The 23,441-nt window shown below is 36.1% G+C and carries 17 protein-coding genes; 12 read left to right on the top strand and 5 right to left on the bottom strand.

Annotated features, from left to right (window positions below):
• Positions 1-23: 23 nt before the first annotated feature.
• Positions 24-1,106, bottom strand: coding sequence for an efflux RND transporter periplasmic adaptor subunit (locus tag OLM56_RS13780; RefSeq protein ID WP_121377613.1), 1,083 nt, complete (start codon positions 1,104-1,106; stop codon positions 24-26).
• 168 nt (positions 1,107-1,274) lie between these two features.
• A complete protein-coding gene (locus tag OLM56_RS13775; RefSeq protein WP_121377614.1) occupies positions 1,275-1,670 on the bottom strand; it encodes a hypothetical protein in 396 nt (131 codons plus the stop codon).
• Positions 1,671-2,478: 808 nt separating this feature from the next.
• Here OLM56_RS13775 and OLM56_RS13770 point away from each other — a divergent pair.
• Positions 2,479-4,356, top strand: coding sequence for a PAS domain S-box protein (locus OLM56_RS13770; RefSeq protein ID WP_264527385.1), 1,878 nt, complete (start codon positions 2,479-2,481; stop codon positions 4,354-4,356).
• Between the two features lie 321 nt (positions 4,357-4,677).
• Here OLM56_RS13770 and OLM56_RS13765 read toward each other — a convergent pair whose 3' ends face one another.
• Entirely contained in the window at positions 4,678-5,748 is a 1,071-nt protein-coding gene (locus OLM56_RS13765) for a hypothetical protein (protein WP_264527384.1), read from the bottom strand.
• A 353-nt stretch (positions 5,749-6,101) separates the two neighbouring features.
• On the opposite strand from OLM56_RS13765, the gene OLM56_RS13760 reads away from it, so the two are divergent.
• The 7 genes from OLM56_RS13760 (at position 6,102) to OLM56_RS13730 (ending at position 13,616) form a co-directional block, all read left to right on the top strand.
• On the top strand, positions 6,102-7,406 hold the full coding sequence (locus OLM56_RS13760) for a hypothetical protein (protein ID WP_264527383.1): 1,305 nt from the start codon (positions 6,102-6,104) through the stop codon (positions 7,404-7,406).
• 165 nt (positions 7,407-7,571) lie between these two features.
• Positions 7,572-8,222 carry a hypothetical protein gene (locus tag OLM56_RS13755; RefSeq protein WP_264527382.1) on the top strand — a complete coding sequence of 217 codons (651 nt, stop codon included), beginning with the start codon at positions 7,572-7,574 and terminating at the stop codon, positions 8,220-8,222.
• Positions 8,219-9,880 (top strand): hypothetical protein, encoded by a 1,662-nt coding sequence (locus OLM56_RS13750; protein WP_264527381.1) that lies wholly within the window; start codon positions 8,219-8,221, stop codon positions 9,878-9,880. The genes OLM56_RS13755 and OLM56_RS13750 overlap by 4 nt, the downstream gene beginning before the upstream one ends.
• Before the next feature lies 1 nt (position 9,881).
• Entirely contained in the window at positions 9,882-10,376 is a 495-nt protein-coding gene (locus tag OLM56_RS13745; RefSeq protein ID WP_264527380.1) for a hypothetical protein, read from the top strand.
• Positions 10,376-12,169, top strand: coding sequence for a hypothetical protein (locus OLM56_RS13740; RefSeq protein WP_264527379.1), 1,794 nt, complete (start codon positions 10,376-10,378; stop codon positions 12,167-12,169). The genes OLM56_RS13745 and OLM56_RS13740 overlap by 1 nt, the downstream gene beginning before the upstream one ends.
• 143 nt (positions 12,170-12,312) lie before the next feature.
• Positions 12,313-12,798, top strand: a complete 486-nt coding sequence (locus OLM56_RS13735; RefSeq protein WP_264527378.1) for a hypothetical protein — start codon at positions 12,313-12,315, stop codon at positions 12,796-12,798.
• Positions 12,798-13,616 (top strand): hypothetical protein, encoded by an 819-nt coding sequence (locus tag OLM56_RS13730; protein WP_264527377.1) that lies wholly within the window; start codon positions 12,798-12,800, stop codon positions 13,614-13,616. The genes OLM56_RS13735 and OLM56_RS13730 overlap by 1 nt, the downstream gene beginning before the upstream one ends.
• A 63-nt stretch (positions 13,617-13,679) precedes the next feature.
• Here the strand turns inward: OLM56_RS13730 and OLM56_RS13725 are convergent, their stop codons facing one another.
• On the bottom strand, positions 13,680-17,801 hold the full coding sequence (locus OLM56_RS13725) for a hypothetical protein (RefSeq protein ID WP_264527376.1): 4,122 nt from the start codon (positions 17,799-17,801) through the stop codon (positions 13,680-13,682).
• 137 nt (positions 17,802-17,938) lie between these two features.
• Positions 17,939-19,756 (bottom strand): DUF4365 domain-containing protein, encoded by a 1,818-nt coding sequence (locus tag OLM56_RS13720; RefSeq protein ID WP_264527375.1) that lies wholly within the window; start codon positions 19,754-19,756, stop codon positions 17,939-17,941.
• A 235-nt stretch (positions 19,757-19,991) separates the two neighbouring features.
• Here OLM56_RS13720 and OLM56_RS13715 point away from each other — a divergent pair, with 235 nt between their 5' ends.
• The 4 genes from OLM56_RS13715 (at position 19,992) to OLM56_RS13700 (ending at position 23,440) form a co-directional block, all read left to right on the top strand.
• Complete coding sequence (locus tag OLM56_RS13715) at positions 19,992-20,567, top strand: Crp/Fnr family transcriptional regulator (protein ID WP_264527374.1); 576 nt, start codon at positions 19,992-19,994, stop codon at positions 20,565-20,567.
• Positions 20,568-20,635: 68 nt separating this feature from the next.
• Positions 20,636-21,088, top strand: coding sequence for a carboxymuconolactone decarboxylase family protein (locus tag OLM56_RS13710; RefSeq protein ID WP_264527373.1), 453 nt, complete (start codon positions 20,636-20,638; stop codon positions 21,086-21,088).
• 342 nt (positions 21,089-21,430) lie between these two features.
• Positions 21,431-22,048, top strand: a complete 618-nt coding sequence (locus OLM56_RS13705; protein ID WP_264527372.1) for a TetR/AcrR family transcriptional regulator — start codon at positions 21,431-21,433, stop codon at positions 22,046-22,048.
• A 54-nt stretch (positions 22,049-22,102) separates the two neighbouring features.
• Positions 22,103-23,440: a TolC family protein gene (locus OLM56_RS13700; protein WP_264527371.1), complete on the top strand. Its 1,338-nt coding sequence runs from the start codon at positions 22,103-22,105 to the stop codon at positions 23,438-23,440.
• The last annotated feature ends 1 nt before the right edge of the window (position 23,441 follow it).

Raw genomic sequence — 23,441 nt, 5'->3', positions numbered from 1 at the left:
TTTTAATGATTAAAACAATAGACCTATTCTGCTTTTAAACGCAAATTATTCATCACCGTTTTAGGAGCAACATATCCGTAAGAAATCTTTTCGTCATCTTTTACTTTCTGGATACCGTCCAACAAGATTTTATCATTTGCGGTAAGACCGCTGCTTATCACATACAAATCTGGAATTTCGCCAGTAATAGTAATTTCTTTTGAGCTCAACACATTATTTTTGCCTACCACAAAAACATACTTCTTATCTTGAATTTCATAAGTCGCTTTTTGCGGAATTACAATAGCATTTTTCAACGGAACCAGCATTTGCACTTTTCCGGTTTCACCATTTCTAAGCAATTTTTCTGAATTGGGGAATCGAGCTCTAAAGGCAATATTTCCCGTTTCGTTATTGAATTCGCTTTCGATAACTTCTACATTTCCTTTGTATTTAAAAGATTCGCCATTGGCTAAAAGCAAGTTTACTTTGCTTTCTGCACGATCTTTTACCTCAGTTTGGTATTGAAGGTATTCTGGTTCTGATACATTGAAGTAGGCAAACATCTGGCTGTTATCAGAAAGGCTGGTCAATAATTCGCCTTCCTCGATAAGGCTTCCTAGCTTGAGCGGGATACGGTCGATAGTTCCGTCAAATGGCGCCCTGATTTCTGTGAATGATAAATGAAGTTTCGCTAATGCAACTTCAGCTTTTGCGGCTTGAAGTTTGGCTTGAGCAACGGCCTGTTCGTTTTTAGAAACGACGTTTTTATCGGCTAATATTTTAGTGTTTTGCAATTCTATTTCAGCTGCCTTTTGCTCTGCTTGGGCTTTAAGCAATTCTGCCTCGTATAGTTTTGGCATGATTCGGAACAACAGCTGTCCGGCCTTTACAAATTGGCCTTCATCAACATAAATGTTTTGTAGAAATCCTTTTTCTTGGGCACGGATTTCGATGTTTCGGACAGATCTTATCTGCGAAACATATTCCTTGGTAAATGTAGTATCGATTTTTACAGGATTCGTCACTGTAAATTTGTCGGCTTCTTCTTTTTTTTCTTCTTTAGTTGCACAACTTGTTAGGCACAACAAGGCAATAATGCCTGTTAATACGACTATTCTTTTCATAGTATTTAAGAATGGAAATTAAGCGATTGAATGATCGGAATGCAATGATTGTTCGGATGTAAAAACACCAGTAACACAGTGATACATGACTACGCTTGAGAAGTAAGTTTACTTTACAGCCGCAAGATATGTTTGGTCATGCTTTAGGTAACCGATGTGTCTCGCTTTTCAGATTCTTAATACTCTGTGAGTAATATAAATAGGATTGGATTGGCCACAAAATGGCGCGAAGGTTTTAAAATTATTATGATAATGGTTTAAAAGTGACCGACCGCTGAGTGTCAGGTACCATTTATCTAATAAGCTGTAATTGGTAATGAAAAATTTACTTGAAATTCCATCGTCTATATCTCCTCCGCCCAAGTGTTCTTCATCAAGATCTAAAGCGTCTTCAATTAGCGAATTGCTGGTATCTTGATTCGTAAATTTTACTCGGTGTCTTTTTTCTAAGCTATGAGAAGAGTGCGTAGAAGTAGAAAATTGCTGTATACTAGCATAAACGTATTGGCTCCCGCTTAACAGAAGCAAACACACATAAACAAATAGTACAGCTAGCTTTTTCATTTGCCGCCAAAAGTAAACAAAGTATTGAAAGAAAAAAAGAATTTTTGCTACGTTTTAACAAGTAATTTTAACTAAAACGTTTTCATGAATTTTGTGGATATTATTTCCCAATATAAAAATTCAAAAGCTTTTATATCGCTTGATTTCAGTGTAGTGAGGGTAGATAGGTTACAACATTTTATCTAATATCGATAAATATCACAAACAAACCAATAGTTTGTATATCAGAGATGTATAGGGATTTTGAGGCTAATTATATCACAAATATAATATTCATTAAAAAATAAAGTCAATTTGCGACTTTCTGGTGACTTTAAGAGGTATGGTATTCGATGGTTGTTTTTAAGGGTTAAATTGATACCATCACAGAAAGCAGTAGGGCTTGCAATTCTTTTGAATACGATAAGAATTTCTTTGGGCGCCACGCTTGCACTTCCACCGCATCATCAACTGAAAAGTTATAAAGCACAATTACGCTTTAATATAGAAATACAGATATAAGTTTCGCCACGAAAACATTTTCCCTTTAGAATATACCGTATATTTACCATTAGGTAATATAGATCTTTAGCCCACTAGTTGAGCCGGTTAAAATTGCATCAAAACGTGCATGAAACCAAAGTAATATGAAACCTGTTATATGCGGGTTTCGAAAAGGAGTACATCTCTATCTTTCCACTTTTATAATAAACTAAATAGTTTTTAAACAACCATAGAGCCTTTCAAACCAAAGCTTTGCCGTTTTTTTATTTTGCGGTGTAGCTTTCAAAATCTGCATATTACTATAATATTTAAAAGTACGGCACCTATGGACATTTTTATACTAATCATCTATATATTACTTATTTCTGCAGGGGTCAGCTTGTATTTAATAAAATATAGAAAAACGAAAAAGGAACTGGATCTTACCCTAAATCGAATCAAGGATGCAGTTATTTCTGTTGATAATGAATGGAGATATACCTTTTTAAATGATGCAGCCCTTAAAACCCACCCGTTTGGCAGGAAAGATACCTTGGGTAAAGTGCTTTGGAATGTACATCCTAAATTGGTAGGCACTATTTTTTGGCACACATATCATAAGGCAATGGCATCGGGTGATATAATGGAATTTGAAAATTACTATAATGAAATGAGCACGTGGTTTTCAGTCAAAGTCTATCCATCTGATACAGGTCTCACCATTTTCTACCAGGATATAACTGAGAGTAAACAGATAAGGATTCAACTTGCGAAAAGTGAAAAAAAGTACCGTACTCTATTTTATAAAAGCCCGCTTCCTATTTGGTTATATGATTTTGAAAGCTTGCGGTTTATTGATGTAAATGAAGCTGCGGTAAGTCACTATGGATATACGAGGGATGAATTTTTATCCATGACCATAAAAGATATAAGGCCAAAAGAAGATATAGCAGTGTTGCTGGAAGATATTGTCCAAGTACGGCAAAATTCTTATCGCTCGAGGCACGGCAGCTGGCGGCACCTGAAAAAAAATGGAGATATACTGACTGTTGAAGCAACGGCGCATTCCTTTACTCATGAAGGGAGAAAGGCAAGAATTGTAATTATTAATGACATTACACAAAAAACGATTATGGAACAAAAGCTTCTGGATAACCAGATGAAGCTGAATGAAGCACAGGCAATAGGACGTTTGGGCAACTGGGATATTGATCTTCAAAAAAATATTCATACGTGGTCCGATCAATTATATACAATATTTGGCCTTGACAAAATAGCAACAGTGCCTAGCGTTGATCTTTTTTTATCTTTTATCCATCCTGAAGATAAAGGGATGGCAGAAAATTTAATAAAAGAAGCTGTATATGATTTCAAAGTGGCAAAACTGGATTTTCGGTTTATAACAAGCACCGGCCAACAAAGATTCGGATACATCGAATGGCGTTTTGAATACAGTACCAATAACATTCCGATACGGCTCTTCGGAATTTTGCAGGATATAACAGAACGCAGGGAAGCTGAGGAAAGCTCAAAACAACTTGAAGCTAAAATTAAAGAACAGAAAATACAAGCCCTGAAAAAAATTTCCAAGGCAATTATAAAGGCTCAGGAAAAGCAAAAAAACTATATTGCACAGGAACTCCACGATAATATAAATCAAATCTTGTTTAGTGCCAAACTTCATCTTGGAATTGCCGGGCGCAAGAATCCAGCTATCAAAGAGCTGATTGAACAACCAATCGACCAAATCAGTAAAGCCATGGATGAAATTCATTTGCTAAGCCAAAATCTGGTAACACCTTTGACAGAAGCTGGGCTTGAGGAAATTATCACTAACCTTATACATAAAATTAATCACGATACCGATAATTCGATAAGCATTTTCTTTTCTTATTCGATTCCATTCGAATTTTCTGATGAGCTAAAATTAAATATATACAGAATTATCCAAGAACAATTACAAAACATCCTTAAGCATGCCGAAGCCAAAAATGTAACAATAGCTTTAACTGCTAACGATACCAGTATTTATATCACTGTGGAGGATGATGGGAAGGGGTATGATGTACAACAAAAAAGAAAAGGACTGGGAATTTCAAATATCATACACAGGGCGGAGGCATTTAACGGCAAAGTGGAGATACTGAGCAAAGTAGGCGAAGGCTCTAGAATAAATGTAACGATACCTTACGGCTTAAATTCAGGAGATGGTAACGCAATTTAGAAATTCAGAACCAGCAAAATTGATACAAAAATCACAAAACATCGATAAAATGAAAAACCAGCTAAACCACTATTTAATAAGCGTTTTAACTGGTTTTGTTTGTGACATTTTATGTTTTTTATATTTTAACTTACTTCCCGATGCAGAAATTAACTTTCTATAAATAGCAAGCCTTTAATAGTATTGAGGTACAAATGAGGTACAATTTTTATCGAAATATCGATAAGCATCACAAACAAAACAATTTGTTTGATTTATGGTACATGTATAACCTGTTGGACTGGTTATGTTTACAAAGATACAAATATAGGACTCATATACCTATTTTTCGAAAGGCAGATTTTCCATATTTGTCAAAGGGTCATACCAGTCCGCTCTTTTCAAAGCCCATTGTATCCACAGCTCAGTTTCAATTGCAATGGGACTGTTTACCAATGCTTTTTCTTTAAAGGCTTCTATATATATCCTCAGCATTTTTGCCTTGTTAAAACGTTCAGCGTCCAGCAACAATTCATTAAAGCTTTGTAGCTCCTGTTCTTGCAAAGCCCTTTTTGCTGCTTCGAGTTCCTGTTGCATTTTCTTATTGTGCCGGTTAAGCTCGTTGTTTGCCATCATTTCAGCCCAGTCCTTGGCCTTGCCTTCCATCCAAGTAACAATTTTGGGCAGCATCTGCTCAATTAAAATCTTTCCTTCCCGCCATTCCTTATCGATAGAATATTTTCCTGTCTTAAGAATCAGCTCGCCGGTCGGTACGACCTCAAAGGTGGGATATGAGCCTGGAGGATTGGGAATTCTTTTGCCTGCTTCGCGAAGATCCAGTTGTATTTCAACCCCATAAAGTAGTGCAAGAGTTTCATTATTCTTAATGATTACTTTGTGTTCCCTGTATTCCAAAAGTTTAACCAATGCATCCATGAATATAAGAGCACGCTTCTGGTTGGGCTTTTCAACACGTATGGACAGATAAGGTATTGAACGGTCATATTCGTAGCGCTTTAATTTGAAGTCGGCCCAATGGCGTTTTGTCTCAACGGTAAGAAAATGTGGCTTGGTCAGTACTTCAGGAACAACCGTAGGTGCCTTTGGGTCATTCAGTATCAGGTCCAATGAAGACTTAGATGCAAATCGGGCCGTTTCGCTATTCTCTTGCCCTTTTGAAGATAAAAAGATTTTTTTGTCTTCATCCTTACCCGGAGGAAGGGCAATCTTGCTGATGGGCTTATTGTACTTCAGCTTTTGCCAATATCCGTTTTGAGGAACAGGGATATTAAAATCTTTACAAATCTTGCGCAGCTGATAATCTAATATACCATAGTTTTTCGCCAATCGAGATATAGGTGTGGACCATATAAGGTCATACAGTTCCTGCCGTGTAACACTGATTTTCTCCATAAGGTAATGTTTTGATTAATTGCAAATTAGTTTGACAATATCTTAGCCAAAGGAATCATACAAACCGGTATTTAAATATCAAATTTATAAACTTTCTTAGCAATGCCACTTTTATATCCTATAACAAAATTCTACGGTTTTTTTGATTTGTCAGAAGAATTTACAAGCAGCAATATGATGCATGCTAAATTATTGATGTATTAGTTTTATAGTTCAATTTTTTCCTGATGTTTTAATAGCCAGCAACATTGTGCAGTATGATGAAACAGGTAATTATACTTGTTACAGAATGTACGGATTTACTTATATTTGAGAATTTTCTAGATTTAACTAAAACAAAATTATAGTTTAATATGAATGACTTTAGTATAGAACATGCTGGTCAGAAAATAGTTTCGGCAAAAACTAAGGAATATTTTAAAGAAGTTGCCAGTTCTTATTTTAATAATAATCACAGAGCTGCGGTAGTTACTCTTTATAGTGTAGTTATCAGTGATATGATTGATAAATTAGAAACTTTGGCAGACATATATTCAGATGCTATTGCTATCAGCATACTTGATAATATAAGAAAGTTTCAAGCGGATCATCCGACGAGCCCTGAGTGGGAAAAAACACTAGTTGAAGAAATTAAAACCAGAACCAGTTTAATTGATAATGTTGATTATGCACGGATATTAAGTCTGAGAAATGACAGACATTTATGTGCCCACCCGGTTATTGATAAAGAAGATCGCCTTCATACTCCTAATAAGGAAACTGTGGGAGCCCACATACGTAATATGCTAGAATCCTTTTTTTTAAAGCCACCGATTCTTTCTAAAAAAATTCTAGGTGCTATGCTTCAGGATTTAGCGGATAAGAAAGATATATTAATCAATCAAGTAAGTATTTACAAGTACGTAGGAGCCAAATATCTTGAAAATTTAACTCCGTCAATTGAGGTCATTATATTTAGAGATTTATGGAAAATCGTTTTTAAGCTTGATGACAGTAACGCTAAGTCCAATCGTAAGCTAAATTTTAAGCTATTAAAAATTCTATATGAGAGGAATCTTTCTGCTGCCATAGAAAAAATTAAAAGCGAAAAAAAATACTTTAGTAATATTCATGATTCTGATACTGTGAAAGAGCTACTTATTAGTTTTATAGCAGAGAATGAAGATCTTTATAGTGTGTTCAGTGAAGATGTCAGATTGCTATTAGCACAAGAAGCGGAAAAGGATCCAAGTGCCAAAACAAGTGCATGGTTTTTGTCTTCTAATTTTTTAGATCATTTAGCAACTATCAAGGGAAAGATCGATACCCAATTTGATGCCACATTTCCATATGATGCCAGTGCAGATGCTTACAATATACTTATCAGAATTGGTGTTTCTAAAGGTTACACTAAAGAAATTGCTGATTTTATAATATGGCGTTATATTACTTGCAGAAGTTACAATGAAGCGGATAAAATATTTACCTATGTTTTAAAACCCAATCTGGATAGATTAGATGATAATCAATTTGAAGGGCTTTGTGAGAGTGTAAATGGAAACAGCCAATGTTGGAGTCGCAATAGAGCAGAAGACGATCATGCATATCTTAAGAGCTACATAACTACCAAACTTGGCAGCAATTTTCCCTTTAGTAATTTCAGGAATGTTTTCAACTAGTATTCATCGAAAAGAATAAAGCCATTTTTCCTTAATTGTCTGTAATTTCTCAATATATTTCAATTGTACAAGCATTAGATATACTATTAATTGTTAATATTTATATATTAGCGTAAAATAAAAATTTATAGAAAGTATAGAAATTTTTATTCCTAAATACCTACTATGGATAATTTCTTAAGAAAATATCGGGATCGCTTACGAATTATAATAATTCTCTATGTTTTTTGTGAGCGTTCAAAAAGTGACGATAGTCAATATTTTGGCATATTTCGGAGTGAAATAAAAATTCAAGCATTAGATTTTCTACTTCGTTATCCAGACTTTCTTTCTATGGAATTGATGAATCTAATGGATAACGATAGTAGTATAGACAGGAATGAGATTAAGAATGTAATTAGCAAGATATATTCAGATAATGAGCCAGATTTGAGAGTAGAGGAAATGGAGAAATTTTTTCACGGCGCTTATGAGAGTATTGATGAAGTGATTGCTTTTCATGTTAGTATCGGATTTATTAAGCATGAAAGCAAAAAGCGAATTGATGGCAAGACTTACGATAAAAATTACTACGTAACATTGGATTGTGCGGATAGAATTGAGAGCTCTCTGAAATTAGTATCAGCAATGCAATGGTATTTTGAACGCTGTGAATTGATCAAAAAATATTTTGACAAATTCACAGGATCTCAATTGAAAAGTAGACAATATATGTATGCTGAGTACAGCAATATATCTTATAAGAGTCATATTCAGAATATCAATTCGAAGGTAAGAATTGCCTTTGAGAGCAGATTTAATAAAGAACTATTATGAGTAGTAATACAGAAATTAATTATAGAGAATTTATCAAATATGTGCACCTGAATTTTGCAGAGGATATTTCTTCAGAAGAGGTTGAAAACCTTCTTCATTTGGAAGAGAGTTATAATAAAGATAGTCCCACTTCTTTGGGAAAATCTCTGTTGTTAAATCGTCTTGTTTTTTCAGGAACTAAGCTATCAGGTGAAGCAATTAATTTCGATCAAACTTTACAAAAAGGAATTAATATCTGGATTGCAGATAATCATAAAGGAAAGTCTACAATATTTAAAATTATCAAATTTGCACTCACGGGCAATGACAGTATCAAGAAGGATATAAAGCTTTGGATACATGAGATTATTTTAGAATTTACAATTGGAAAAGTAACTTATACGTGCCATATTGATCGTACCGGCCGCGACAAGGGTGCCTTGTATAGTTTCAATATTGATCAATATAATTCCTATAAAGCAAATCAAAAATTAGATACAATACAGAAAGACGTAGAATTTGTATTTAACAGCAGGCAAGATTTTGAAGAGAAGTTACAAAATTTCTTTTTTGAGCAGTTTTCATTTTATAATCTGAAATATACTCAAAAGAGCGGTGGGAAAGATTCTTTTGAATTAAGTACCTCAAGCCTTAGCTGGTCAACTTATTTCAAATCCATATATTTAGAATCAAGCAATTATGAGTACTTGTTTTTTGATAATGAAAAATTTGGGTCTCAAGGCAAAAAGATATTTGAAATGATTCTAGGTTTGCCGCTGACATATCCCATAAATATGCTGAACGTTCAGCGTGACCGCATTTCTGAAAAAATAGGTCAGATAAAGCTAGTAGATAAATCAAAAGTAGACACTACCAGATCAACTAAAGAACGCCTTGACAAAAGACACCAAGAAGTAGTCAGAGAACTAGATTCAATTAAGAAAAATGCAGAGATCAATTTTGATGAGCGGCCAATAATTGATGAGTATAATAAAATTCAAGAAAAGGTAAACCAGATAAGAGTAAGCCAAAGAACTTTAACGGATTCTTATCAGGCAGAAAAAGCAAAACTTATTCCGATTGAAGAAGAAATAAGGAACTTGGAAAATGATAAACACAAGATTAACACGGAAATTACTAAACTTAAAAAGCAAGAGCTAAATGTAGAGATTTATAAACAATCCCAAAGCTTTTTTAGCAATTTAGAAATTAAGACCTGTCCCCACTGTGAACTTCAAGTAAGTGATGCGAAAAAGGAAAACGAACGTGAACATCATATTTGCAGTCTCTGCGGTGAGGAATCTACAGAGCAAAAAGTTGATGAATCTGAACTTTCACAGAAGGCAACCCAAATTAAAGAGGAAATCGCCGGACACAATAATAAACTGAAGCAAATCAGTACGACAATTGGCAAGGCGGAGGCATTAATAAAAAATATTAAAAAAAGCGTTGAAGACCTTTATGGAAAACTAATAGCTATCCCTTCGATAGAACCAGATAACAAAAGGCTTAAAGAAATAGAGAGTGAGATAGCGCTAGTAAATAAGGAAAGAGGGAAATATAAAGATTCGATAGAAAAGAAGGATCAACTGATTAAGGAGGAGGCTGTTTTGAGTTTTCAGTTAAGAGATAAAGAAGGTAGAGCTAAATGTAGTTTCGCAGGAATTGGTCGCGCTTAATTTGAAAAAATCAATTTTAGATTACGCTCTTTCTGCGCTAGAAAAAAAACGTATTGCGTTGAACAAGGATATTCTAGGTAAGCTTGAACACTTAATATTAAATGAAGTAAATGTCTTTGGATTAAAGAGTATTACCCAAATTGAGATTAATGACAGATATGAATTAATATTTACACAGAATGGTGTCCCTATAAGTTTTAATGATTTGAATGAAGGAGAAAAGCTGAGGGTTAAAATTGCATTTTACCTTAGTTTGATTCAATTGGATATCGAACATAGCTTAGGCCGTCATCCTCGATTTTTGATTTTTGACTCGCCAGGTAGCGAAGAGATGGTCCCAAAACATCTTCAAGGACTCTCGGATATCTTTAAAAGTATCAATGACAGATTTAAAGACCAACTTCAAATTTTTGTAGGCTCTGCTTTAAGGGAATTTGCTCAGATAACAGATGAGGATCGTACCTTTATTAAAAATGAAGATGAATTTATTTTTTAATGAGCGCATACCAGAAATATATTAATTTGTTTAAGAAGGGTAGTGTATTTGAACGAATACTTTTCCTGGATAACTTTTATATAAATATTAATACAGATGAAGTAAGCGGCGGTGAATTGTTTGATTTTTTGCTAGACGGAATAAAAAATTCAAATAATCAATCTGTTAAACGATCCTGTTTTAAAATCATCTGTGATTTAACGCTTATTGGAAAGATATGCAATAGGCTGTCGACTGCAGGACTAGTTCATGATTTCATTTCAAGAGATGACAGCATACTAAGGGCAATAGGTTTGAAATACCTGCCTTACTTCCCTGAAGTTTTGACACCTGACTGTTTGGAGCTTCTTAAGGTTCTTTCTGATGATGAAGATGCTGAGATTTCTGGCCAGGCTCTTGTTTGTCTGGGATTGCACTCACTATCTCTAAATTTAAATAGCACTGAAATACTTACATTGGTTGGCAACATCCAAAATTCAAAAAAGTATTTTCTAGCAGCTAGAGATGCTGTAGAAAATCGCGATGATGCTCAATATTATCTTTTGTTAATCGACTGGATTGAGGCAGTTCTAACAAATGACCCAATTTTAGTAAAGGATAGTCTAGAGTCATTAGAGAAAAGCTTGCTGATCAGGAATTTATATGAGCACGACGGATTGGAATTGGACTTTTTAATTTACCAGCTTATTGGCGAAATTAAAAAGAGTTTTGATATTTCCGGGACATCAGATCAGTGGATTGATTTCAGCTACAGTATGCAGGCATTGATGGCAGTGCATTCTGAAATTGAAAAGCTCAATAAGCTCAGGTTTGGGGCAGTGGGTTTCATGAATAAACTAGCGAATGGTGTTTTTGAAAATTTGCAAACAGTTATTTACGACCTTCATCTTTCCAGTGAGAAGAAACGTTTGAGTGCACTTAAAACTACAAGTAGCGAGTTAGGGCTAAAAGATTTTATTGAAAAGATAATTAACTGCTTTTCCGATACTGTTGTTGAAAATCCTGAAAATTATGAATTGCTTATTGCTTTGCAAGAAAACATAGGTACCGAAGAGGGCATAAAAATTTATAAAAAAATCAAGGACAAAGAAATTTCATTAGAAAGTGCGCTTTCGAATCTTTTAAAGAGTAATAGCAGTAATAAATTACCATTTAAGACGGGGAGCACACAAGGTCAGGAAATTTTTATGGATCTTGCGAGTAAAATTGATGAATTTCTACCGGATTATAACATAGAAAAAAAGGCAGCTTTTTTAAATATATTAGAAGAAGTAATCAGATATACCAGATCTACTTTTGTTAATAATGACAAAAAAAGATTTCTTTTTTTATACAGTAAATCTGAGAATGGTAAAGGCCAGGATGCTATTGAGCAAGACCTGCAAGATAGCATGATCAGTTATTTTGAACATTCAAAAATTGCGGATGGACTGGAGCATGAAAAATCAAAATTTGTTGATGGAGGTAGGGTAGATATCCTTTATAAAAAGGATATTATTACTATTCCAATTGAACTCAAAAAATCGATTATTCGGCCTGATGAATCGATTCTTGAGCAAAATTATTTAGCTCAAGCGCAAACATATACTTCAGGATATGATCAGTTAGGAATATTTGTTTTATTAGAACTTAGTGATAAATCTAAGGAATCGCCTCCAAATTTTAGGGATTGGTTCAAAATTCATCATCTGGCACCATCCACTAATCTTGAAGTAAATTACCCTGACTATGTTATTTCGGTAGTCATTCCGGGTAATCGTACCGGTCCAAGCGCAAAAAGTACATATAAGTAAAAACAGCAATGAGTCGATTTAAAACCAGCTGAAATATAAATGCGAAAAATCCTTTTTATCAATCTAGAAGAAATAAGAAAGATAGGGATTTAAGGCACGGAAAGCTGGCTTGTAACAAATTCTAATCTAATTAATTCGATGGTATGATAGAAAAATTCTGCAGTCGTCTTCCAAGGGAAATTTCAAACCCCATGTATAATGAATATTATAACAGATTGAGAGAAATTAACTTTATTCTAGAAAACAGAGATACCTACAAGAGCCTGATCCCATATAGGAAAACTATTGAATTAATACTTTCCTTGGCAATCTTCTATAAAAGGGTGATTGCAAACATGGATGCTGCTACCAAGTTTGCTGGAACGGTATTTACGAACAGTACAGCTACAGCAATTAGGATAGGAACATACGATTTGACAGGTACAGAAAAAAACAGAATAACGGCAATAGTAATGAATTATAATTCTATGATTGAGAAATATAGTTTAACACAAGATATCCTCACCACTGTTGAAACCAAAGATTTAATAAGAAAAATAAAAAATTTGAAATGGCAGCTGGACAACAATGAGAATTTGGACCTAGGAAGTAATACTAATGATGAAGAGAATAATAATAACCTTGAATAATGGCGAATCCTTTTAAGAAAGTCGAAGATCTTGAAGAAGAAATAAATGATTTCTTAAAAAGGAACAAGACTTTTATTTCGAATCAGGGAAAAAGAATAAGTGATTACTTTGAAATGAGCTGCTATAATTATATTGTGAGATTTTACCAAAACCAGGGTTTTACGCTAGAGGTCAAAAATCTTTTCGCAAATAAATTTAAGTACAAGCTCTCACCCAGTGGTTATCCAGAAAATTTTTCTTTTTTTGAAATTCGCTTAAGTACTGTTTTTGAAGATGAAGTAAAGGAAATCTGTTTTGAAATTCACCATAATATAACCGTTCAGTCGGGCCACCAAGGAGATATTTATCTAACTCCCGACATTTCGGTAATAAACAAGGACAGTGTAATTTCAGATTATGAGCATTATTTAGTTGAAAACTCCACCAAAAAGTTCTGTTATGTTGCAAACAGTAATCTTCAGACATTTTGCGAAGTTAAAAACTTCAATCCTTTCCCGGAATTATTATTCAATTTTATTGGGTTGTTTAATGAACTAAAGAAGAATGTTTTGGACAATGAAATTCAAAGAGAGTTTCCGCTCCATTTAGCTCCCTCATTAATGATATCAGGTAAAGGAAATGTCCACTCGGAGAGAATCAAAAATAGCTTGGAAAATAGATATAAAATTAACCTGCTCTTTGATTTATTTGAGCACGGTTTACGAAATTTTTCAATCTATAATTCCAATTATTTGAATAAGATACCCTCGTTGAATCCAAAGATGGTTGCTTCAATAGTCGTTAAATCTGAACTTGAAGAAGATGATTTGCCCTTTTAAATTATCAACAATCACTTACTTTTTAGACCTGATAACATTTGCGGTCTGTAAAATTAAGCCTACTTATTTTTTTTTTGGTTTATCGTCCTTTACCATCTTTTCAATAAGTTCAAGTTTATAATTGATATTGATAAAGATATGGTACAGAATGGTTCCATTTTCATGAACCGTCTGTCCAATTTTAAGAGAATCGTTCGCACCATAACCATTAATTTCCTCCACAAATCTACCAACAATTGCATAACCATTGGGAAATTCAATAAAATCATCGACAACCGATTTATAGCTTTTCCATGCCTTTTTATAATTAGCGGATCTTCCTTTATAATATACTATAATGTAGAATAGTTTTCTTGCGTGATCATAATTAAAGATTTTCAGTACATGCTTCTGGACTTCCTGCGTGTTTTTTCCTTCCACAACAAGTGCTTCTACACAAGCCAGTTTATCGTTGTTTGCAGAGAATATGCTAAAGTCTATTTCACCGGGATTTGGATGTTTCGAATCTGCAATCGCTTTCTTTCTATCATCATCATGTGCAAATCCTCCTCGATCTGTTGTAGCATACCAGTGGTAATTCCTGATTCTGCTATTGAGTGCTAGTAGTATTAAATCGGTGAATTTGTCTTCATAGTTTATAGTGGATATACTGTTTACTAGCCTGAGCATACCATTGGCAGAGCCTACTATTTCATGTAAAATAAAAAGTTCCAGCGTTGCTCCTTCATTGACATTATTAGGTATGATCTTTATTAGTTCTTCAGGAGCATTGCTTATAATACGTAAATATTGTCTTTTGAAATGTTCAATAGTCTCTTCCGGACGTGTAAGCTTGATCAACTCATAAATAAAGTTAGGTATTTCTGCTGTTTCTAATCTATGATATTCTTGGGCTTTAGTCAAAATGAATTCGGCCTGAACGATCATATCCCTTTTTATCAGGTTGTTCACCCTAATGGTTAGGAAGTCTTTACGAAGCTGCATTTCATTCTCCAATGAATTGTAGTATTTGTCAAATTCAATGTTATCATCGAGTCCATCAGCAGCTTGTAATTTATTATATAGAATATTTTCTGTAATATTTTGCCATTGTTCTTTGTTCTTTTCCGTATTTTCAAATTCATTCCACTCTTCCAAGGCTTCTTTGTATAGCTTAATTGTAGTAGATGGGTCTTTCGAGCTTTGGGCCCACTTTATTTTAGATGCGAATCTGTTGAGTGCAAGAACTGGTTTTTCACCATCATCGTAAGTCAATAATTTGTTGTAGGTATTGTAAGCCTTCTCACCGTCACCTTGATTAAAGTATATCAAAGCACGATAAAAATCCTTTTCTGCATCAGTAGAATTCCCCTTACGTCCTGAGCTATTTGTACGGTGATCTACTAAAGCATCAATCTGTTTTATAGCTTCAGTTCCTCCTTTCTGATAAGATAATAGCAGTTTATTGCGGAATATATAGAGAAGATTTGTCTCTTTGTCAGTTCCGCCAGAAAGCCTTATTAGCCTTTGCTCTGCAATGGCTAGTGCCTTTTCGGCATTCTCAAGGAATGTTGGTTCCAGTAATAGTTTGCCTACAACGTAATGGAGATCCATATATTCTAGGTTTTTCATTGTCGATTCTATATCCAATTTGATAATGCTTTGGAGTAGGTTCCTGCTTTCATTTTCACTGACTATGTAGTCAAGAAGTTTTAATGCTCGGACGATTTGGTCCTTCTTAATTAGTTCATCAACTATTAATTTTCGATTTAGGGCTTTAAACTTATTCAATACCATTCCTATTACAGGTAGTAGCTGTTCCTGCTCATCGGTAAAGTAGCGTTCTAGATAAATGTTAAATATATCGTACCTACGTCTGGCTGGCTCAAAAACGCAGTGCAGCTTTACAATACTGGTGATTTTCGATTCTAGTCTATCGATTGTTCTGCTAACCGGAAGCTCAGTAATGGCATTAATCTTTCTGTATAGGACATTATATGCTTGTAAAAGTAAGTTAAGGTGGGTTCGCAATCTTTCTGCTTGAAAACGGTTATAAATGTCGTACTGGTCTTTCGAATTTGAAAATCTAAAACGTACGTCAGATAGGAAATCATCTAAATGGTCAGTATTTTCAAGATGTAGCAGTAGATCGCTAATATCCAGTGTTTCTTCATTAATATAAGAGGACCTCCAGGAGGGTATGTCGCTTTTGAGACTGTTGTGCTCGTAGTCCAGGCAAAGTATAGAGTCATTAGTAAATAATCTAGTGTAAATATCGGTAAAGGCAGAGCATATATCTATAGTTAGGTCTTGCGTCTTTTCGGTCTCTGGTAAAGAAACCTTTTCATTTGATAAAACCAGTAAGTAGTTTAATAAGTCGAATTTTACAAATGGCATGTAGAGATCACCACGTTTGTAAATGTCATAAGGCTCATAAGCTTTAATATTTTCCAGTAGTGCTTTTAAGAGTTGGGTATAAAGTGGCAACCGGTATCTTTTATTACTTGTATGGTGGACTGTTCCCAATATTGTTTTCTCAAAGGTATTTCTGATAGTTTCTGAACGATCTTGATTTTTTCGTTTATAGGCGATCCGGTATAACCTCTCATTGCCCTTGACTTTGTATTTTCCGATCGTTGCCTTGAGAAGGCACTGAAAAACTATTTTAGCTTTTTCCTCAACGCTTATATCGTGGTTTGAGGCGCAAAATTCTACAATCAGTTCAAACTGCTCTTTTAGTAATGAAGCATATATGGCTTCTCCTTCATTACCTGTAAAGGATGTCACCCCCGTTTTTGATATAAGGAGAAAAGAAAGGGAACAGAACAATTTGTCATGTACCAGAAATGGAATAATATGCGGATTCCAATAATATATGTTAAAGCAGGCTTTATAAAATACATAGGGTTTTATCTGACCCATTTTCAATAGTGCAACTGTATTCTTAAATTGGTGTGAGCTGTCATTTTTGACAATTTGGCTTATAAAATAGGATAGTGGCCTTCTGGTTTTCAGGCCTGCAAGCATCGTATCATCGTTAAGGCTCTTGTTCAATTGCAATATCCGGTCAAAAATTTCAAAAGGATCTTCACTTGGGCTAAAATATTCCTGTGAAGGATCAAGTCTGGCTGCTAGTTCAAAGTGATCCAAACGAGCATGAAGTGCGTCAAGATAAACTTTGAGATACTCATTGAATCCTGTTTGAGTATCTCTATCTAATAAGATTACCTGCATTGCTGCGGCTATAAACCTATCTTTGGCTTGGCCATAGAAAGAGTCTTCAATGTCAACATAGTCTTCGTTGTGTACCAGTCTGCTGTACCAAAAAAAAAGTCTATCATTATCATCCTTAAATGTATCGTCTAAAAGCAGATAGTCCCATAAAATAGCAGCATAGCGATCTGCACACGAATTAAGTTGCTTAAATTCATTGAATCTTAGATTTACAGTGTATTTGGTCTTTTCTTTAAGCAGAATGAAAACCTGATTATTGACTAATTCCTTGAGAGTTGGAGTATGAGGGAAATAAGCTGTATGGTCATTATGAATCTGCAAAAGGGTGCTCTCTTCAATATAAATGTGCTGCTCTTTTGTAGCATCAATTACAACTTTTATAAAAAGAAAGTCGTCAATATTTTGAAAAATACTTTCATGTACTGGATGGAGTGTAATCACAACTTCTCCTTCCTTCTCGTGCCAAAAGTGTGACTCTGATTTTTGCAGGTTGATAGTACATCCATTATCGGCAGAGTATTGAGCTGCAAAATCAGACAGCTCTTTTGACGAAATTTTCGTCTTATTCTCGGCCAAATTGGCCTTTATCCACGTGAAAAAGAGGTACTCAGAATATAGCCCGGAAACCTTCCCCGTATGACGTGCTACGACATTTACTGCAGATGGAACTTCGATAATATTGAAAACTTCGCATAGCCAACCTTTGGAAAATAATTTATCGAGATCAATTGTTTTTCCAGTTGCATCTTCAAAGTCTTTCTGAATAGCAGGCAAGTCACTTCGCAATAATGTATGAAACTGCTGCTGACTGCTTTTGAGGAGTACCTTAGCACAGAATACTGAAGCTCCCCATATTAGATCCGGAGATTGCGCAACCATTTCTTTATCAAGTATTGTCCTTGTTCTTTTTTTATAGGGACGGTACAGATCAAGCTGTAATGCTAGTTTTCTGGATTTATCGTAGTCTATCATTATAATTGTGATTAATTGTCAACTCTAATATATACACAACTAAAATAGGAGTGTAAGTTTTATTAGAAGTATTTTTCAAAAAGTTCGTCTATTTTCGCATAGTTCGATGAAATTATTTTGATATTCAACCTTTAGTTTTATTCAGCAATATTTGAATAAGATGGTACGGTGAAGTCAAGCTCAAGAAATTCTTTTATCGACCACGCCGTTCTGGAATTCATTTCCTCTTCGCTGAGCATCCTAAACCAGTCAATTCCATTCTTTGTTGCGAAATCCTGGATCCTGTTCATATGCTGGGTGTAACCTTCTACGAACCTCTCGTGTGCAGTTCCGTTTTGGAACAGGGAATCATACTGCTTTCTCAATCCTTCAAAGCCAAATGAATTCAAGACTTCGAATATCCTATCTTTCACCAGTTGTGCATCTTCGTAAAGCCTTGAAAAATGCAGGATCTGGAATTTCAGGACCATACAGGAAATCATGTTTTCCGTATACTCCATCGACCCGTACAATTCTGCCAGTCGGTCAAGCGAGGCGCATTGCTTTTGCAGCATGCGGACCATTTCTTCATCAACGGGCACGAGCATGTCAAAATTTCTTCCCTTCCAGCAGGCCAGGTAATGCATGTGGAATGCCTTTTCGTAATTCCATTTTACGGAGGTCAGCGTCAGGTTTCCTACGCCTATATGGTGGCCGCATTTATCCGCATATTCCGCAATGGCGTCAAGGCGTGCCAGGAACTTCTTTTCAAGTTCGAGCCATTCCCGGTAGGCCCTGCTCTGGAACGGGTCTTCCACACGGCCGACGAAATAGGTAAAGTTCGTTACCAGATCATGGTAAAGAACGGTAGATTCGGCATCAATGATCTTATTATAGGCTACCGTCCGTATAACCGCACTTTTTTCATTTTCGATAATTTCAGACATGGAGTCGTAAAACGTCACTATGGATTTGGCCGGATGCATCCTGTTTGATGCGAGCTCTTCAAAGGCCCTTTCGATCTGGAAGAAGGATCCCGATTCCTCAATACTATTTATTTTTGCCATTTCCAGGTCGTACTGCTCCTTGGTTATCATATCCAGAAGGTATCTGGCGCTCAGTATGGTGTGTGCAATTATGGCCTGGCCCTGGTTGTCAAATTCATTTGAATGCTTCTTCGCATCATTGAGCAGTTCCAGTGCCTTGTAAAGATTTCCCCGCTGGAAATAAGCAATTCCGCAGAAAAGATAAAAACGGGGAGTGGCACCGTTGCGCGGCCAGCTTCTCTTCTCTAATTCTATGATGGTGTTAAAGTGATGCCTGTTTACTAGATCGGCACCAAACTGGTCGATAAACTCAATGTTTTCTGCAACACTATGGACCCTATTGTCAGGATCAATGACCAGCGCATTGGAACTGTCCCTGGCATCGGGGAATTTGAGGTAATTACTGACGTGTTTGAAGACATTGCCGTTGGCATAGGTTTCCTCATAGATTTCCAGTATTGACTGCTGGTCAAGCTTTTTGGAAAAATAAAGCTTGTGCTTTTCCTTTTTATGCCAATCTGGGTTTTTACCCTGCAACTGCTTTACGAAATTCCTGACATTTTCATAGTAGAAAGATTGTGTCGGATGATGATAGAAGATATAATAGGCTGGCATCCCATTGTTAAGCAGGTAGTTGATGTTTGAAGAGAAGAGCTGCATGCCGTAGCTTCCGTCAGCAGCCTTCTGGATTGTATTGGTTGCCTTCAGCTGCACTGCAAACCTGTAATTGGTGTATCCCCAACCGCCGGAAGACAATGCCATTTTCAACTCGATGTGAAAATCAATTCCCTTGTCCCTCTGCGTTTCGGCCCGAATCTCAAATCTTTCGGCCGGGAATAATGATTTCAGGAGATTTTCGGAAAGCGTTTCAAGGCTTTCGTTGGTATTTACCTTCGGGAGGTTGGCATCCTCAAAATTATTGTATATCATCGCCACTGGATTTATACAGTAAAGCTAGATAAAAATTTAGGAATTTTTAAGGCACCGATAAATACTTTCCTCTCAACATGGCCTTGAGTTGCAAACTCCCTGGTAGGGGAAGGGCAAGCACGTAATTAGGAAATTTTATTTTAGTAAATTTGTTTTATAGCAGATTGTCAATAGAAAAAAAATACTCATAGGGTATTTGGATTTATGTGCGGTCTAAAAACAAAATTTAACCCAAATGCTGGATATATTCAAAAGACATATCGCCAAATTCGCGCAGGTCTCTGACGATGAATTTGAAGGAATCAGAAAATACTTTGAAACGAAAGAGGTGGCCAAAAAGGAAAACCTGGTCGCGGAGGGACAGATCTGCAGGCATCATTATTTTGTTTTGAACGGCCTGCTGCGAAAGTTCTATATCAACGAGAAGGGCGGCGAGCAGACAACCGAGTTTGCCATAGAAACCTGGTGGATTACCGATAACTTTGCCTACGAATACCAAGTCCCTACGGAGTTCTATATCCAGGCCGTAGAAAAATCAATGATTCTTTATATCAGTCAAGAGAAACAGGAAAAGCTATTGGAGGAATTTCCGATAATGGAACGATATTTCCGCTACGTCTACCAGCGGGCCTATGCGGCGGCCCAGAAACGCATCCAATTTCTTTTTTCGTTTTCGAAGGAAGAATTTTATTTCCAGGCTGTCAGGAATCATCCCGAATTTGTGCAACGTGTTCCGCAATACCTGATTGCTTCCTATCTGGGATTCACTCCCGAATATTTGAGCGAAATCCGCAAGAGGCTTCTTTCTTAAACCAGTTTAAGTTTTTTATTTTCGGTATTCTCCAACTTTGCATTGAACAATTTTAAAAGAATAGTACCATGCAAAAACGATTAAATATCAAGGAAGCTGCTCCAAATGCGCTAAAAGCGATGGTTGGTTTGGAAATGTATCTTTCACAGTCATCCCTATCCAGGACTACCAAGGAGCTTATAAAAATCCGTGCATCACAGATCAACGGCTGTGCGTATTGTATCAACACCCACACCCAAGACGCAATTAAAAACGGCGAGACAAACCAGCGCATTTTTCTATTGAGTGCCTGGAGGGAAGCCGAGGATATCTTTACGGAAGAAGAAAAAACAGTGCTGGCAATAACAGAAGAGGTCACATTGATCCATCAAAATGGATTATCGGATGAAACCTATTCAGGCGCCCTGCAACTTTTTAACGAAACCCAGATTGCGGATATCATAACGGCGGTAATCACCATCAATCTTTGGAACAGGGTCGTGTTAAGCACCCACTTGCCGATTGGACAAAGCCTGGCATAAGAATACTGAAAAAAAAATCGCAGGCAATCAAGCCTGCGATTTTTTTTAGAAAGAATATGCGATTTTTTTAGCTCAGTAAGAATTTCAACTTTGAAAGGTCAACGCAAATGAGTATGGACTGCTGTCTGTTTTATAAGAGTTTTTTTCCTTTCAGGTTTTTTTCAGGCGCCTTTTTACAGAAACTTCGGTGTCGTTCTGATTCGTATTGAACCCAATTTCAGAATGCGGGGCATATTGATGGATTACATTCATCAGGTCTTCAAAGGACAAGTTTGAAAAAACTTTCACAAAAATGAACAACGTTCAAAAAAAATATATACATTTGCAAAGTTAATAATACTTATGAGTGTAGCAGACAGAAAAGCGCGAGAGAAAGAAGCCTTGAAAGCCTTGATTTTAAAAGGAGCAAAAAAGCTTTTTATAGAGAAAGGAATCGAACAGACTACCATCAGGAATATCGCCGACGAGATAGATTATAGCGTTGGGACGGTTTATGTTTATTTCAAGGACAAGAATGATATCCTGCACAATTTGCACTCTATTGGATTTCAAGAGCTTGGAAAGTGTTTCCAAGAGCTATTCGCCATTGACGACCCAATGGAGAGATTAAGAAAGATGGGGATCGTATATATCAAGTTCGCAATCGAGAACCAGGAAATGTACGACCTGATGTTTAATCTGAAAGCGCCCATGGAGTTTCTTGAAAAATCCGACAGCGATTTTTGGGATGAAGGCATCGAAACTTTTGGCCTTGTTAAAAAAACAGTTGAAGAATGCATCAATATGGGACATTTTGAGGGGCATGATGTAGAATCGCTGTCGTTTATGATTTGGAGCCTCGTACACGGCATGTGCTGCCTTGAAATCAGGCAGCGGACAAAAGGTGTCAAATTTGCCAGCCCTGATACTATCCTTTTTGACGGATACAATGCCTACTTGAAAATAATAGATAAGTTATAATTTTTTTTTAGCCCAAAAAATTGAACAACGTTCAAATAACAAACAATGATTAAAATGAAAAAAACACTAATCCTAATTGCAATCTTACTCGGATATCAGGGGTATTCCCAAAGTAAATTGGACGGCTACATCGAAACCGGATTAAAAAACAATGAGGTCATCAGGCAGCATAACTTTGACATTAACAAAAGCATGTATGCCTTAAAGGAAGCACATTCACTTTTCTACCCCAGCCTTTCCCTAAATGCCAACTACACGAAGGCTGAGGGCGGCAGGACAATAGACATTCCTATCGGCGATATGCTGAATCCGGTATACGGCACATTGAACCAGCTGACTAATTCTAATGCTTTTCCGGCTTTGCAGAATCAGTCAGTTCTCATAAATCCTGATAACTTTTATGATGCCAGAATTCACACTACGATGCCATTGCTGAATTTTGAGATCATCTACAACAAGAGAATCAAAAAGCAGCAAAGTTCCCTTCAAAAAATAGAACTGGAAATTTACAGAAGAGAGCTGGTCAAGGAAATAAAAATTGCCTATTACAGGTACCTCCAGTCAATGGAGGGAATTAAAATTTACCAGGAGGCTTTAAAACTGGTCAAGGAAAATCAGAGAGTGAACCATTCCCTGTTTAAAAATGAAAAAATAAACCGCACGGCGGTCCTGCGCAGTGATAATGAGGTAATCCGCATAGAAGCAAATCTTGAAACTGCAAAGCAGGCAAGCAGTAATGCAAAGTCGTATTTCAATTTCCTGATCAATCAGAAGCTGGATACCGAAATAGAAGCTGGTTATGAAAACGAGCTGCTGCCTAATACAATGGCCAGTGAGAATACGCAGAACAGGGAAGAACTTTCAAAACTCGGCCTGGTCAAGGAGCTTAACGGCAATGTAAGCAAGCTGACAGAATCGTATTGGTTTCCAAGATTAAGCGCTTTTGCTGACTTTGGTTTTCAGGATTTTGATTTTGAGGTAAACAAGGACTCCCGCTATTATTTCGCAGGTGTTGCTTTGGAATGGAATATTTTTTCGGGGAACAAAAACAAATTCAAGCTCAAACAGGTAGAAGAAGAGACCCAAAAAATAAATTCCCAGATTGACAATGTAAAGCAGCAGCTGCTGCTTCAGTTTCAAGTTGCGCAAAACAATCTGAAGTCAGCCCTGGAACAATTCAATGCCGATAAAAGCCAAAAAGACTCAGCCAGGAAATATAATGAGGATATAACCAAATTATACAAGGAAGGCCAGGCCATCTATATTGAACTCCTGGATGCCCAGAACCAATGGGTAAATGCACAGCTCAATACCAACATAGCACTTTATAATTCGTGGATTGCCTATGCAGAATTAGAAAGGGCCAATGCAACTTTTACCTTAAACCAATAAA

Source organism: Flavobacterium sp. N2550 (genome assembly GCF_025947265.1).
Classification (GTDB): Bacteria; Bacteroidota; Bacteroidia; order Flavobacteriales; family Flavobacteriaceae; genus Flavobacterium; species Flavobacterium endophyticum.
Note: the sequence above shows the minus strand (reverse complement) of the source record. Positions and strands in the feature narration are given on the sequence as shown.